Here is a 15849-nt window from a genome sequence, read left to right as displayed (position 1 = left end):
GATTTTCATCACGGCTGTTTAAAATAATTGCTCAAATTCTCCAGGTTGGGAATCCAGAAATGATTCTTTTCCATAAGGATCAGGCCCGAGTCGCAGAGTTTCTTCACCTGCCTCGATACCGTTTCCCGCTTGGAGCCCAGCATTTCGGAAAGATAGGTGATGCTTAACTGCATTTCGATGGATATCCCTCTCTCCGTCTCCTTTCCATAATCCCTGGCCAGCATGTAGAGCTTGGCGGCGAGGCGTTTTTCTCCCTTCAGCGCGTTGGTGGTGTTCTTCATCTGGCGGTACAGGCGGCGGATTCTTATGGCCATGGAATTGAAGGCGGCCTTTGTCAGCTCGCCATCCCGCGCCATCACATGCCACAGCCTGTCCTTCGGAAGGACGAGAACACTGGAGTCCTCCCGGACCTCGCAGTTGATGGAAGCCGGAATATCCTCGAACAGGACTTCATTCAAAAGGTTTCCCGGGCCGTAGACGAATATCACTTTCTTCTCTCCCAGAGTGTTCAGCTTATAGAGCGAAACCATTCCCTCCAGAAGGATATAGAAGCAGGTCAGATCCTCACGGTCGTAGAATACGTGCTGCCCTTTCTCATACCGCTTCATATAAGCGAAGGAAGCGATCTCCGTCCGGCTGACCGGGCTGGCACATCTCAAAATATTGGATATTTCAAATGCTTCTTCCATGGTCATACGGCATGTCCTCCGCTGTTGTGATGGGCTTTTGCGGCTTTGGGGCTGCCGCTGTTATCCGGGTCTGCGGAATCGAGAAGAAGAATGATTACTTCTAATATAGCATCCAGATTGTTTGAAGCGATCGTTTCTGGTACTTTGCTATGTTCTGGCGTTTCTGTCCTGGACGCAGATTCACCCATATCCGGTTCCCAGCCGCCGTCTGTCACATAGGCCAGCACGGTCGAACAGTCACAGACGGGCTTTCTCGAGACCTCCTGCCGCAGCACTTCGATCTTTGGATAATCCGAATGCTTCTGCCCCTCCAGTAAAATTAAATCCGCCTCCGGAAAGAAGGAAAAGAAGGCGTCTGCCTGTAAACCCGGCTGTTCCTTTACCATGGAAAACTTACTGCCGGAGTACACCACCGTGCCATACGCGCCGGCCTGCTTCATGCGAAAGCTGTCCGTTCCCGGCACATCCGCCTCAAACTCGTGACCATCGTGTTTGATTACCGCAGCACGGATTCCCCTGGAAGCCAGTGCCGAAACCAGCCGCTCGAGAAGCGTTGTCTTTCCTGTATTCTTGCTTCCGCTCACCGCCAGCACGGGACAGGCTGTCCGTTCCAGTCTTCCGTAGGCATCACGGTCGTTGACGTTTAAAAACCAGCGGTCCGGGAGGTGCTCCCGGCCGGTTTCCATAACGAGGCACGAGATTCGGGACAGGAATTCCATCATGCGGTAGTTTCCTTCTCCGATGCATCCGTCAAGCGCAGTCAGACACGTTCTGGAGTAAAAACCACAAAGCGGCTGGATCCGGCCATCGCGCGTCTTCCAGATCACCGCATCGTATTCCGGCGTCCACCGTTCCATCAGGCGGCGTCCCATCTCAGCCCGGATCAGAGGCATGTCGCATGGCACAAACAGAAGGCCGTCCGCGTCCGTCTCTAAAAAGCAGGAGCGGATGCCGCCCATGGGACCGATGTGTCCCTGTTGTCCATCGACCGGAATATCCAAAATTGCAGTGCAGTTATCAGGAATTTCGGTTGGATTCCCGTAAACTCCCGTGGACAGAAAGAATGGCAGCCCCAGGCCTGACAGCTCCTCCATAATCTGCCCGGCAAAGCTCCTTCCGTGATAGTCCAGGTCGGCCTTATTGACGTACCCCATGCGGCGGCCGGAACCGCCGGAGAGGATGACGATACCACAGTTCTCTTTCATCCGCTGCCACCTCGTTTGCTTAATCGTATCTTTTTATCATATCACAGAATAAAACGGGTTGCAAATGAGAAATAGGTGGATGGATGAGGAAATGAGCGGATTTTCCATCACTGACGGTTGTATCAGATACAAGCTTTGCGCGGAGGCATGTCCGCAACAATGCATCATGCCATGGGAGCCTTGTCAGATTGCGGGAGACCATTGTCTCCGGTGCGGGTTATGTCAGGAGACCTCCCCTGTAGGGGCGGTAGAATCTCTCAATCCATAATATGGCAAGAATCAGAGAGAAAACGCAGGGGTAAATTACCACTAAGTTCTCTCTCTGAAATTCATTCCTGTAAAATGTTAATAAATTTAGCTTTTGATACCTGTCAGCGTTTCCTTACCCAGACTATCATCTCTCCTGCTTCACGATTGGCCCAACTATAATAAGGGATCCATAAAAGTTTCTTCTCCTCGTAACGCTCCCAGCCGTCTTCCAAATAAAGTGCACTCCCTTCCTCCGGCATCATCTTCCGTCCAATAGACTCAATTGTAACCACACCGCCCAAAAGATCGGGGCGGTACGTTTCTTCAAACTGCGCATGGGATGGAATTTCTATACAGTGTAAATCAGCCCCATTGTCTTCCTCCTCCAGGCAATAAACCACTGGTCCCCTCATCACTGCAACCTTTCCGATGTTATCCCGTACCTTAGGATTAGAACGAACTTCCCGTACTTCCATTTTCATGTTGAAAGATATTTCGTGCCTTCCTCTCCAGCACTGCCTCAAATAAAGATAACCTTCTCTCTGCATATACCAGGCTGATTTTCCATCAACATGCAGTTCAAATTCCCGACACCAGTCCGGCAAATGAAGAGCCACCTCCCATTCTCTGCTGCTTTCACATTCCATAACCAGCTTTACATTTCCATTCCATGGATATCCGGTTTCCAGAGTGATATACACAGAATTCTCTCCAGAAAACACTAGAGCCTCACTCCCTATAAACAGATTAATAAAAAGCTGGTCCTCACGCTGTGTGTAAATATAGGAACCTACAGATTCCACCAGTCTCGCTAAATTCGGTGGACAACAGGCACAGGCAAACCATTTTTGCCGTTCTACCTTTACATGACGGAAAGCCTGAATCTCTTCATTCTTTTTTGGATAAACTTCCAGTGGATTTACATAAAAAAAGCTCTTTCCATCCAATGCCATACCACTGATTGTACCATTATACAGCAGACGTTCCATAATATCCGCGTACTCGCCGCGCTGGCTTAATTTCAGCATTCGATGGGCGAAGAACACCATCCCTACAGCGGCACACGTTTCTCCATATACCAGATCCCCCGGCAGGTCGTAATCAATGGTAAACGCTTCTCCATAGGCCGAAGCCCCGATGGAGCCCGTAATGTACATGCGCCTTTCCACGATACTGTCCCACATAGCCTGACAAGCTTCATAAAGTGAATCGTCCAGCGTTTCCCTTGCGACATCCGCCATTCCCGAGTATAAATAAACAGCGCGCACTGCATGGCCAACGGCCTCTTTCATCTCTCTTACAGGAGCTCCCGCCTGATAATAGTGAAATTGAAAAAAACTGTCCTTCCAGGGATATTCATTATGATAAGTCTCTATCTCATTTTCAAAATAACAGGGCTGCTTCCCCCGCTCATCGATAAAATACCTGGCCAGCCGTAAATGCTTCTCCTCCTTTGTAATTTCGTATAACCGCATCAAAGCCATTTCAATCACTTCATGGCCAGGATAAGCATGAATTTTCCCTTCTTCCGGACCAAAAACACTGTCAATATAATCTATAAAGCGGATCATAGCCTGTAAAAATTTGTCTTTTCCAGTAACATTGTAATAAGCTACTGCCGCTTCCAGCATATGTCCTGCACAGTAAAGTTCATGATGCCTCATAATATTGGTCCACCGTTTTTCCAGTCCGTTGATCGAATAATATGTTCCAATATAACCATCTGGCTGCTGTGACTGTATAATTAATTCTACCGTATCATCGATTTCTTTTTCTAAAGTTTCATCCGGATGCCATTTCAACGAATAAGATGCAGCTTCAATCCATTTTGCCACATCACTGTCCTGAAAGACTCTCCCATCAAATTCTGCCTCCATAAGTCCGGCTGCAACCTTAAAATTCCGAATACAGTGGCTGGGCTCTATATCAGGAAGTTCATCATTCAGTGCCTTCCACTGGTATGGGATCATCTGAGTTCTGGTCACCTCCATTACCGGATCCCAAAAGTTATCCTTTACTGTAACCGATGATACGGCTTCTGAAAATTGTTTTTGATTCATAATTTTGTCCATCCTTTATCGTCTGTTTATACTGAAATTGGATCTGCATTCCTCTATAAAAGATTCAATATGATCTATCGAAAACAGATAACAGTCTCGAATTTCTCCATTCCTGATTTTTTTCGTCTTTTCTTCCAGACTGCTCAGTGCACATTCCGCCAGTTTCCGGTTGCGCTCTGTGGGATTTCTTCTTTGAATCAGAAGCCGGATATAAGACTCATATTCATCCTGATGCAGCAGAACCCAAATTCTCATATCTTCGTAACGGTGAACTACATCCTCGTAGTCTTTCCATCGCATACAGCCTTCCAATGATTTTATCTGTTCCAGTGCATGTTCAATTAGTTCCAGCGATTCTTCATGTAATTCCCTGTGCAGCCTGAGTATCTTATCTCCCGGATGAATCAAAAGGTCATAAATATTCTGTTTGTTTTCCGGCGTAGGGGACCATTTGATCAATGCTTTTCCATAATTAAAGAACCTGGACTCCAAATGTGCAAAATCAGGTATATGAGAATGATCATTGGTTCTCACTCCAAATTCAAAAAACACATTCTGTACTACCTTATACGATTTTCGGAATGCAGAGGCCAACAGTTCCGCCGACTCCTCATCACAAAGATCGTATTTGCCCTGAATCCATTCCTTCCAGATTTCTTCAGGATCAATATCCGGCTGATCCGCCATTTTAAGCAGATAATACAGGTTGATTTCGTTGGGTGACCCAAGAAGGCTTTGGCCGTCCCAAATGGGCCTTACTGTAATACGTTCCAGATTTAAAGTTGATTCCATAGCATCATGAATCGTGGCCTCCATTGCTTCCGGGAAACAACACGGAACCAGGGACAGTCCATGGTACTCCATTCCGCAACAGAAACAAATACCATGTTTCAAATGTGGCAGTCGTTTAATCAGCCCTGGTGCCGGCAGTGCCGGATTAAAATCTCCTGTCGTGTAATTATGTTCCAGCAGTAGAGGCAGATCAGCGGGAAAATCCCTCAGTGCTTCATAGAGTACCTCTTCCTGATATGGAAACCAGACATGGGTAAGCAGTGTAAAACTCTTCCCGCAATCTCTGCACGCTCTTGCCACCGCCTGAAGCATCATTCGCAGATGGTCTCCAAAGCTTAAATATGGGAAAGATTTTCCTTCCTGCTCCATAACCAGTTCTGGATGCCCGGTTAGTGTATCTTCATTAAAATTCAGTCCGTAATTCATACAGCCAAAAAAATTATTATAATGCAGCAGATTCTTAGATTCAAAAAAGTACATAGCCAGTTCATCTAAATCGGGAAAACGTTTCAATATACCACATGCTGCATCGTACATAAGGTCCCAGAAAAGACCATTATTTAAATTACGGACCTGAGGATATCTTTCCAGCAAGCAATCCAACGGGGAATAATCTCCCATCATATAGGAAACTTTCTTACCATTCCGCTTACAAATTTTAATTGCCTTATCAAGAAACACATTCGTTTTCTCATCTATTTCAATCCCGGAGTCCGGATAATTCTCAAATGGCGCATGGTTAAAAAAGTAACCGCTGTGAAGCTGCACCCAATCAAAGCTGCTTCCCGCCGCTTCTGCGAAAGAAAAATATTTTTCCAGTTCCTCTGTATCGCCTGCTGCTGCATGCGCTTTTCTGGTATCTGCAAACAGCAGGAGCATTTTTTCCATTGACCTGTCTCCAAAGGAATTCCATTTAGGATAGATATTATTTGTTATGGTATCGTTCATCGTTCTCATCCTTTCAGTCCTGTGGTCGCAACACCTTCCACAAAATATTTCTGGGCAGCAAAGAAAATTATGACACACGGCAGGATTGCAATCAGGGACAGTGCCATAATTGGTCCCCATGAAATGCCGCTGGAACTGTCCATACACATCCGAAGTCCCTGCATAACCGTATATTTATTTACACTATTTATAAAAATCAAAGGATTAAAGTAATCATTCCAGGTCCAGATAAACTGGAATATTGCCATAGAAAACAGACACGGCTTTGCCAAAGGAAGTATCATATAAACAAATATTCCAAAGGTAGAACAGCCATCCATAAATGCTGACTCGTCGATATCCTTTGGTATCCCTCTGATAAACTGTACCATTGAAAAGATAAAGAAGGGATAGCAGGCAAACAGCGACAGTGCGTAAAACGGCACGTATGTATTTAGCCAGCCCATTTGTCGAAACATAATATAGCGTGGAACAATAACAACCGCGTTCGGAAGCATCATAGTGGACAGCATCGCACCAAATAGAAGACTGTGTCCTTTAAATTTAAACCGCGCAAACCCATAGGCCACCAAAGAGGAGGACATCACGGTAAAGAGCACCACCGGAACCACCAAAAGTCCTGAGTTTTTCATAAAATGTCCAAAAGTATAGGATCCAACTCCATTCCAGCCTGACACATAACTGTCAAAAGAAATACGCTTAGGAATAAGACTCATAGAAGTCATCAGTTCCTGATTCGTTTTAAATGATGCAGATACCATAAACAAAAGCGGATATAGAAAAACAATTCCCAGCGTGATCAATATTAGATACGACATAGACTTCAAGACTATTTTTCGAATCTTTTCTTTCTTTTTATTCATAATCACCCCTCCTCGTCCCCATAAAACGTCCATTTTGCACTGGTTGAAAAAATAAATATGGTAAATATAATAATGATAATAAACATGATCCAGGAAATAGCCGACGCATATCCCATTTTCCTATACGTAAAGGCATTCTGATAAAGAGTCATTGCCAGTACCTGTGTCTTTTTCACAGGACCGCCTCCTGTGATTACCGCCGGCGCTGTATACTCCTGAAACGCGTTGATCATCTGCATGATAATATTAAACAGCGTCATGGGACTGATCATGGGTATGGTAATCTTAAAGAAGGACCGAACCGGGCCCGCCCCGTCGATCTTTGCAGCTTCATAAAGTGATTGAGGAACCTGTTTTAATGCAGCCAGGAAAAACAGCATGGAAGAACCAAACTGCCAGACTGACAGCATACTGATGGTGGTCAAGGCTATTTGGGGATCGGTCAGAAAACCAATGCTCTTGATCCCAAATTTGTTTAAAAAGACATTGACTACTCCATTTAAATCAAACAGGTGTCTCCAAAGAATGGCTATTGCCACGCTTCCTCCCAGAATAGACGGAAGATAGTAAATGGTTCGAAACAGCCCGATCCCCTTTAAAGTCTGGTTCAGGATCATTGCTATCAAGAGAGCGCTGAGCAGTTTCATCGGCACTGACATGAAGACAAATTTAAAAGTGACAGCAAGGGAATTTTTCACTTCCCGGTCTTTCGTAAATATCTGTAAATAATTGGCCAATCCGACAAAGTCATACTGGCTGCCAAAGCTGTAATCCGTAAACGAATAGTACAGTGACATGGCTATCGGATACAATTGAAAAATAAGGAATCCAATGATCCAGGGCAGCAGATATAAATACCCAAGATTATTTCTTTTCTCCAACATCGTTGTATGTCTCTTTTTATTCATCCGTTGTCCTCTCCCCCTAATAAATCCGGATCCTGAAAAATCCGTTTCCGCAAGCAGTCCGTTTCAAATCAGGCCGCCATAACAGGCGGCCCAATTTACTGCTGAGAATCACGAAGTAATTCTACCTGCTTTATTTATGGCTTTAATGTTTCTACGATCTCTGCAAGATTAGTAATCAGCTCGTCTGCAGCCTTTTCTGGAGTAATTGTATCGTAACAAAGTTCCTGCATGAGAGGAAACAGATAACCATAGACCTCCGAATTTTCATTGACCGGTGGAACCGCACCATCAGTCTTTTCCAGAGCCAGTGAAACAGCCTTATTGACAACCGGGTTCAACAAATTCTCTTTTTCCAGCTGGTTACGTCCCATCTCTGTCGGAGGAACACCACGGCAATCGCTTAAGATGCGGATTGCTTCTTCATCAGTATACATCCACTGCATAAATTTCAAAGCTTCTTCTTTGTTCGGACTTTCCGATACCATAAACAGCTGAGACGGCTGAGTAATGATACCACTTTCTTTTGCCTCCGGATCAACCGGTATATTGACTACATCAAGAGCCATACCTCCGCTTGTATCAAGATTAATAATTGACGATGATGCTCTGTAAGAACAGGCAATTTCATTATTTAAAAGTTTTTTATTGGCATCTTTGTCTCCATTATAAGCAAATGCTGTATCCATTGGCTCAGCAATTCCTTCTTTATAAAGGCTCTGAAGAAGTGTAAATGCCTTTACCAGAGCATCTTTATCTGTTATAACTTCATACTTATCAGAAATTGTCCATTTTCCGCATAACTGGCGAACATAGGAGCGCATGAGATGATTACAGTCGTCATCTGACAATGTAACTAAGTAGTAATCCGGATTTGCTGCATGTACCTTTTTTCCATACTCTACGAACTCGTCCCATGTCATATTGTCCTTTAGTTCCACTCCCGCAGCATCAGTAACTGTTTTATTCACCACAAAGTTATAGGAGCTGACACCGGAAGGCACTGCAACAGTACTTCCATCATTGGATTTACAGAAGCTGTCCAGGAAATTCTGATCGAATACACTTAACTGGAAAATATCCTGCTGATCCAATCGTACAAATGATTCCGGGAATGACGCCTGATATTCTGCTGCCGCGGTTGCTATGGTCTGCATAATATCCGGCTGGGTTCCTCCTGCCAGCTGAGTTAATAACTTATCATTGTATCCATCATATCCCTGATATTCTGCTTCAATTTTTACATTTGGATTTAGTTTTTCATACGCTTCAATCGCTTCTAATGTGGCCGTATGGCGGTCATCCCCACCCCACCATGCGAATCGCAAAGTGATCTGATCTCCCCGAGACGACTTTGTGGTTTCTGTCGCTTGATCGACAGAATTCTTCGCAGCTGTCTCTTCTTTCGGAGCTTCTGTTTCTGTGGTTTTTGCACTGCATCCAGCTAATGCAAAAAACACACATGCAGCCGTAAACATCCATTTCATTTTCTTCATAGCGTTCTCTCCTTTTTTGTTTTTAACACTCACAGGCTGTTGTTCTGGTATAAATTTCCAATCGCGCGTATTTGGAAGCCTTTCCCCCCGTGCATATTTTCCAGTTTATACTAAATTAATGCACAAGTTTTATGATTTAATTATATATTTTATATACTTTATGCACAACCGTTTTTACTCTATATAAGGTGTAAATATCTTATATCATGCTTTCATTACATTTAAATTTCAGCTAAAATCTGTTATACTAAATAAGTAATACTTCACGAACAGGAGGATTGTTATGCGCCATCTCATGCTTCCTTGCAGCCAGCCACTTACGTTTTTATCCAGTGGACAACTGGTGAAAAATAAGAATTTTCTACATCCAAAACGTTGTCTGGATTCTTTTGTATTAATTTATGTCTTAAAAGGCACTCTGAATATTGCACAGTATGGTATTCAGTATGAATTGAATCCGACTCATTTTATTCTGCTTCACGCGGATACTGAACATTATGGCTGGCGGGAATCCTCTGAATACGTGCACTACTACTGGGTGCACTTTCACATTCCTGTTTCCCCAGTCTATATCAGCCAGGAACAGTATCCGACAGATATCAGTCAAGCGCTTCCGGAAAAATACATTGTTCCTGAAACAGGAACACTAACTCATGGGAAACGGGTCCCTGTACTTTTTTCACAGCTGCTTGATATTTCCATGCGTCGTTATCCGGCTTCCGAATATCTGCTCCACTATTCACTAACAGCCCTCCTTTTAGAACTTGCCGGAGAATTCTCTTCCAGGCTTCTGGATTCTAAAGAAGATCCGCTTCATATTTACAAAATCCAGGATTGGATACGCAGAAATTTTCAGCAGTCTCTTACGGTTGGACAAATTGCAGAAATCTTTCATTATAATCCGGATTATCTTTCCAGCAATTACAGAAAACTGACTGGGAAAACGCTGACACAGTATATTAATTCTGTAAGGATAGAATCTGCAAAAAATTTGCTGACTACAACAGACTTTAATCTGAAAGAAATAGCGTTTTACTGTGGATTTTCGGATGAAAAGTACTTTTTTAAAGTGTTCAGGCAATATGAAGATATGACCCCTTCAGAGTTTAAGGGAGCGTTTTTTAAGAAGAAAGAGGTGTCCCAATAGAATGGCTTCATAACCCTTAGACATACCAAGACACTGTTACGTCTAGGTGACAGAACCTGAAAGAAAGAAAAGGAAGGCCAACCGCTCCGGCTGGCCTCCCACTCTTACCATTTATCATCAATTTTCTTCTATACATACTGTGTCCTGTCCTCTTTCTTTACATATCTCCTGGAAAATCCACCAGCTGCCGATAATATGCTTTCTTCGCACTCATACTCCGGCTTGTGTTTCAGACAGTAATCCATAAATACCTCCGTCTCTCTGCGCCTACGTTGTCGTTGTCACCCGGTCCCAGTCTGCGATTCCATCAGCCTGCACTAGCCAGTTGAGCGCATAATGCCACTCGAAAACAATATCACTGTTCAGTATCGGAACCTCCTTGTGGTGGACTCTCGCATCAACGCAGGCCCAGTCATACCGCAGCACCAGATCCTGCATGTCGAGAATCTCATCCCTGCTGCGAAGAACCGCAGTTTCCATCATACTGTCAAAAGTATGGTTCCACATGACTGCTCCAAGCTCAGAGGCATCGCATATTTCTGTCGGTTCCTTCAACTCCATCATGGACAGTGCCCACAAAAGTACAGAGCAGCACTCGTACCGCCATCCAAACCGGTTATGGAGCGCCGGATCCTTGTCCGGATTTTCGAGATAGTCCCGTTCTTCCGGTGAGAGCCACTCCGAGATCTGATAGCGTTTCTCCATCTGTGCGATCTCTTCCGCCGCCATTTCCCTGCAGTTTTTAAACTGCCCGCTGGTATAAATCTCAGACTGGACACAAGCGGTAAAAATACAGGCAAGGCGATGAATGATCACTTCCTTGTCCGGAATTTTACATTCCGATTCGAACACCGACGCCTTTAAATGCTCAAAAAAGGGAATCCCCTTCTCCTTTAAAATGGCGATGGAACGCATTTTCCGTTCTCTGTCTGCCTCTTCCTCATTCACCTCACGATCCAGAATCGTAGTGCTGGCCTGCGGATAAAACTCTTCAAAATCACTCTTTCCGTCAATCGACAGCAGCAGGCGGCCATCCCAGTGATACAGATACATATTGGGATACAGCACAAAGGCGCTGAGTTCTTTTGCCATGCCATAAATGGAGTGTATGATACCGTTTGTCCTGTCGCTGTCCCCGTCGATTTCGAACTGGATTCCTATGATACAATTAAACAGACGCATCTGGCAGAGGGCCGCTTCCTTCACCTCCTCATTCTCAAGAGGGGCCTGGGAAAAGAAATTGGCCATTCCATTGGACTGCACCTTTGTCTCCCCGGCGTCCGTTACCAGATGGAAAACCGATGTTGTGCCATCCTTAAAACGAATCTGAAATTCATCTTCGTCCGTATAAAAGATCTTGTCCATCACATCAGCAAACAGACGGCATGCAATATCCGGCACGGCCTTCCCATCTTTTCTGCAGGCATACAGTGTCAGGACTGCTTCCTGCGTCTTTGGTTCTTCCTTTTTAGGCTGAGCCTTCTTTCCAAACAGTTTCATGGTATTATCCTTTCTATATCCGGTACAACGCTTGATTCCATTGGCAGAGCGTAAACGTATAATCCAGAGGGAAAATCATCAAAATGAAGGATCTCCTGTATCTGAAATCCGCATTTCTCCATCACCTTTCGTGAACCGTAATTTTCTTCCACCACATAAGCTTTCAGAGCTCTGATTCCCTGTTCCTGTGCAAATGTCTTCAGCAGTTCCACCGCGGCGGTATTGTATCCCTTGTTCCAGAATCTCTGAAAACTGAACAGAGACACCGAATACTCTCCGCAGTTCTCCTCATCCTGTTTCAGGGCGGCGACTCCTACCGGTTCTTTGCTGTCTGCAATTCGTATGAGAAAGCCGTAATTTCCTCCTTCCGTATAATGCCGGATGAGTTCTTGTGCCTCCTCCGGCTTCTCATGGGTATCAAAACGCATATATTTTACGATCTCCGGGTCGGAAGTCATGGAAAATACCGTATCCCTGTCTTCTGCCCTTAATTTGTCCAGACAAATTTTCTTTTCCAAAGTCTTTCAACCTCCAATTTCCACTCTCTATGGCTATTTTACCATAAAAAGTGAGAATTGGAATCCAATATCATTTAATTATTACTTCAGTTCTCCGCTTCCCCTCCTCCGCTGCCGTCTGCGCCGTGTTTCCCACGCATGCCGCCTCCCTGCTGAGGATTATCTGTTATGCCACTTTCTCCGCCTTTCTCTGGAGCATTATCACCGGATCCACGATTCCGAGGGCCGTTGTTCTTAAAGTCGTCCATTCCGGATCCCGGTCCGCCCTCCATTCCGGATCCCGGTCCGCTCTCCATTCCGGACCGTGTGCCGGACTGGGTAATGATTCCCGAGACAGTGATTTCCATAGATTCTTCTCCCGCAGCCAGCTGATACGTCTCCCCGTCCTTTAATTCCGGAGAACTTATATTCAGAGAAGAATACTCCTTATCCGGATTCCCTGACAGTATTACCGTTTCATCACCGCTCGTAAGCGTCCACTCCGTGTCGGCTGTTTTCGTATCAGCAAAATACACGACAATCACATTTTGAGTGGAGTCACTGGAAAATGACTGTAGCATCCCGGAACTGCCGGTTCCCATAAATGTTCCTCCGCTGATCGTTCCGGTTCCATCGTAATCCAGCGTCCCATTTCCATTGTCTGTCGGGCCCTCTACGATCACGGTGCCGCCTTCCATATAGAAATCACCGTTCGAGTCAATGCCGTCTCCAGAGGCGCTGACCTTTATCTCACCTCCGGTAATTTTGATATAGGCGCCTTCCGTTGAACCAAAAGTGCCGCCTGGGCCTCCCGGCCTTCCTTCCATGCCGGACTCCAGATTACCGGAGCCGTCATTTCCGGAACCGTCATTTCCGCCGGCCGCGTTTAACCCGTCATCTTCCGAGGTAACGTCGATCACGCCGCCATTGATATCAATCGTCAGCCCTTCGATCCCCTCATAACTCTCTATAATCGTAATTGTTCCATCGTCGATCACCACCTGATTATCCGCATGGATTCCATCGTCTCCGGTGGCAATCGTAAAAGTTCCTCCGGTAATGTTCACGTCACCGTTGCAGTGGACTGCGTCATCCTCCGAATCAATGTCAATGGTACCTCCTGTTACCTCCAGGAGCGTTTCCGCCTTAATTCCCTTGGCGGCCGCCGTGATGGAAAATGTTCCATCGGAAATCTTCACATATCCCTCTTCCTCGTCATTGCTGGCCTGAATGCCGTCTTCCCCAGCATTTAAGGTAAACGTGCCTCCTTCTATTTCTACTGAATCTTTTCCCTTCATAGCGTCCTGAACCGCGTCAATCACGTACGTTCCCGACTTCACTGTCAGATCGTCCTTGCTTCGGATCCCACAACCGTAATTTCCTGTGACCGTCAGCGTCCCGCTGCCCTCCAGAATGATATTGTCCTTGCTGAATACGGCTGCATCCGGTTCATCGGCGTCTTCTTCCTCATACTGGTACTGGGTTCCATCGGAAATATAATTATCTGTTCCCTCTTCCGTGGTAATTGTGATACTGCCGCTTTTTATTCCATAGACAGCGGACGAGCTGGTATTGGATATTGTAAAGCCATCCAGAATCAGGCGGATATCGTCCTCCTTGCCTGCATTTACTGCAATCTGGCCGTCTGTAATCTCTCCGCTGAGCCGGTACGTTCCCGCCGCCGTAATTGTCACGACTCGCTGATCCACCGCGGCTCCCGTTCCGGTCACTGAGACAGAATCTCCCTTTCCGGTTATCACGGTTTCCGCTCCTACGGCGCTTCCATTGCCTTCTGCCTCAGTATCTTCGAAGGCCTGATCTCCGTTTTTGCTCTGGCATCCGGTCATCAGAATCGCTCCAGTCATAACGAGAAACAGACCGCGTCTCAATAATTGATTCATCCCATCTCTCCTTTCACGCTTGTAACATCAGTCCCTGTAAAAAAATGGAGCCTCAAATGTATATTTCTCATTTACAATTCCTCTCTGTTCTCTGCTATCCGGCCGCACACAATCGTCAGATTTCCATTTCTGCACCGAATATCGTCGAGCATCGCCTTCTCCTCCTCTTCCTTTTTCAGTTCGATCCGGTAGCAAAGCTCATAAAGACTTCCCATATTTGTTGTGCGTACCTTCATGAGCACCGCACGCTTCGTATACGTTTCGAATAAGTCATCGAAAATTCCGGCATAATCCAGATTTTCCGGTATGGTGACTTTCAGTTCTTTCTGCGCATATGACTGGCTGCCAAAAGTAACCGCCGCCAAAACTAGAATTGCCGCCCCGATTATGATAAGCAGGAGAACAGCGATTCCCAGATACCCCATTCCTGTCGCCAGGCCGATGGCCATGGCAAGAAACACGCTTCCAATTTCTCTGGCATTTCCCGGCGCAGACCGGAAACGCACCAGCCCGAACGCGCCCATTACCGCGACACCTGTTCCCAGATTTCCGTTGACCAGCATAATCACCGCCTGTACCACAGCCGGGAGAATCGCTAACGTCATCACAAAATTTCTTGAGCTTGTATTTCTATATGTATGAAGGAATGCCAGAGCAAGCCCAAGTCCCAGTGAAGTCAAGGTACATATAACCAGCTGCGGCAATGTAATCCCAGAGCTGACTGTTTCCGTCAAAATACTGTTAAGCACAGACACGCCCTCCTTTTATAGTGTTTTGTTTGTATTCGGGTTCCGCCCCTTCCTCTCTCAGCAGATACTCCCTGTAGTAACGCCCATACTTCGAGAATGACACGGGATAGATGGAAAGCTCCGAAAATGCCCGGCTCATCCAGACCGGCATTGCTCCCGGTATCTTTACTTCCATCAGGACACAGCCTGCATCAAGCAGGGAAGTACCATATGCCCCGGCCCGCAGATCTAACGCTTCGTTTCTGCATCGTATATTCCAGTCAAAGGTTACCCGCAGTTCTTCATCGGTTTTACAGTAACACGCCACGCGGTCATAAGCCACATATGCCGCCGGTTCCAGATGATACCTCTGTTTCATGTACTGTATTTCCCGGAAAATCTGATTTTCCGACTCTGGAAGAATCCCGTTATTTAAATACAAAATGGCAGACACAAGTTCCATTGGTACACGTCTTTTATATACCACACCGCTGTATTTCTTCTTCATTTCCAGAAATACCGTACTCTTTTCGTTCACCGCCCCATAAGCCCGCAGACGAAGTTTTTCTTTGTATACAGGCCCATCCAGGGACGTTCTGATCAGTTCAAAATCCTTTGTGTCAAAATAAATATTGGAAATGGTATGTACTCCATATGCATCGGCTGCCATCCTGTCCTCAAACAACCGTTTCAGACCGAGGTACTGTACTTCTGTCAGCAGATATTTCTTTTCATAACGTTCAAAAATTTCCTGTGCCATATCGGTCCTGCCTCCTTTTCTCTGTGTGATTACCTGTTCTTTGTTTTCTTAAGGTGTTTTTATCCTAGCATGTAAAGCTGAAAGAAAGCTGAAAGGACAGACAGGATTT

Annotated in this window: 13 protein-coding genes; 1 reads left to right on the top strand and 12 read right to left on the bottom strand. The window is 45.6% G+C overall.

The genetic code is table 11. The features are described 5' to 3' along the window. Nucleotides 1-8: 8 nt before the first annotated feature. The 7 genes from H8S75_RS00290 to H8S75_RS00260 form a co-directional block, all read right to left on the bottom strand. Nucleotides 9-695 carry a Crp/Fnr family transcriptional regulator gene (locus tag H8S75_RS00290; protein ID WP_187018424.1) on the bottom strand — a complete coding sequence of 229 codons (687 nt, stop codon included), beginning with the start codon at nucleotides 693-695 and terminating at the stop codon, nucleotides 9-11. Continuing rightward, on the bottom strand, nucleotides 692-1894 hold the full coding sequence (gene mobB / locus H8S75_RS00285) for a molybdopterin-guanine dinucleotide biosynthesis protein B (RefSeq protein ID WP_187018422.1): 1203 nt from the start codon (nucleotides 1892-1894) through the stop codon (nucleotides 692-694). Before mobB ends, H8S75_RS00290 begins: the two co-directional genes overlap by 4 nt. Before the next feature lie 371 nt (nucleotides 1895-2265). Beyond that, entirely contained in the window at nucleotides 2266-4203 is a 1938-nt protein-coding gene (locus H8S75_RS00280; RefSeq protein WP_187018420.1) for a glycoside hydrolase family 127 protein, read from the bottom strand. A gap of 15 nt (nucleotides 4204-4218) precedes the next feature. Beyond that, nucleotides 4219-5883 carry a hypothetical protein gene (locus H8S75_RS00275; RefSeq protein WP_187018417.1) on the bottom strand — a complete coding sequence of 555 codons (1665 nt, stop codon included), beginning with the start codon at nucleotides 5881-5883 and terminating at the stop codon, nucleotides 4219-4221. Between the two features lie 65 nt (nucleotides 5884-5948). Further along, nucleotides 5949-6806 (bottom strand): carbohydrate ABC transporter permease, encoded by an 858-nt coding sequence (locus H8S75_RS00270; protein ID WP_187018415.1) that lies wholly within the window; start codon nucleotides 6804-6806, stop codon nucleotides 5949-5951. A 2-nt stretch (nucleotides 6807-6808) separates the two neighbouring features. Next, nucleotides 6809-7714, bottom strand: a complete 906-nt coding sequence (locus H8S75_RS00265) for a carbohydrate ABC transporter permease (protein WP_187018413.1) — start codon at nucleotides 7712-7714, stop codon at nucleotides 6809-6811. Nucleotides 7715-7848: 134 nt separating this feature from the next. Further along, complete coding sequence (locus H8S75_RS00260; protein WP_187018411.1) at nucleotides 7849-9207, bottom strand: ABC transporter substrate-binding protein; 1359 nt, start codon at nucleotides 9205-9207, stop codon at nucleotides 7849-7851. A 343-nt stretch (nucleotides 9208-9550) separates the two neighbouring features. On the opposite strand from H8S75_RS00260, the gene H8S75_RS00255 reads away from it, so the two are divergent. Beyond that, on the top strand, nucleotides 9551-10354 hold the full coding sequence (locus H8S75_RS00255; RefSeq protein ID WP_187018408.1) for a helix-turn-helix transcriptional regulator: 804 nt from the start codon (nucleotides 9551-9553) through the stop codon (nucleotides 10352-10354). A gap of 267 nt (nucleotides 10355-10621) precedes the next feature. Here H8S75_RS00255 and H8S75_RS00250 read toward each other — a convergent pair whose 3' ends face one another. The 5 genes from H8S75_RS00250 to H8S75_RS00230 form a co-directional block, all read right to left on the bottom strand. Beyond that, nucleotides 10622-11854, bottom strand: a complete 1233-nt coding sequence (locus H8S75_RS00250; protein WP_187018406.1) for a DUF4272 domain-containing protein — start codon at nucleotides 11852-11854, stop codon at nucleotides 10622-10624. Then, a complete protein-coding gene (locus H8S75_RS00245) occupies nucleotides 11851-12372 on the bottom strand; it encodes a GNAT family N-acetyltransferase (RefSeq protein WP_187018404.1) in 522 nt (173 codons plus the stop codon). Before H8S75_RS00245 ends, H8S75_RS00250 begins: the two co-directional genes overlap by 4 nt. An 86-nt stretch (nucleotides 12373-12458) precedes the next feature. Beyond that, a complete protein-coding gene (locus H8S75_RS00240) occupies nucleotides 12459-14252 on the bottom strand; it encodes a carbohydrate-binding domain-containing protein (RefSeq protein ID WP_243270137.1) in 1794 nt (597 codons plus the stop codon). A gap of 71 nt (nucleotides 14253-14323) precedes the next feature. Then, nucleotides 14324-15001, bottom strand: a complete 678-nt coding sequence (locus H8S75_RS00235) for a DUF4956 domain-containing protein (RefSeq protein WP_187018401.1) — start codon at nucleotides 14999-15001, stop codon at nucleotides 14324-14326. Next, nucleotides 14994-15740 (bottom strand): polyphosphate polymerase domain-containing protein, encoded by a 747-nt coding sequence (locus H8S75_RS00230; RefSeq protein WP_187018399.1) that lies wholly within the window; start codon nucleotides 15738-15740, stop codon nucleotides 14994-14996. The genes H8S75_RS00235 and H8S75_RS00230 overlap by 8 nt, the downstream gene beginning before the upstream one ends. Between the last annotated feature and the right edge of the window lie 109 nt (nucleotides 15741-15849).

Source organism: Hungatella hominis (assembly GCF_014288005.1).
Taxonomy (GTDB): domain Bacteria; phylum Bacillota; class Clostridia; order Lachnospirales; family Lachnospiraceae; genus Hungatella; species Hungatella effluvii.
The sequence above is the reverse complement of the archived record's forward strand: the minus strand, read 5'-3'. Positions and strand labels throughout refer to the sequence as shown.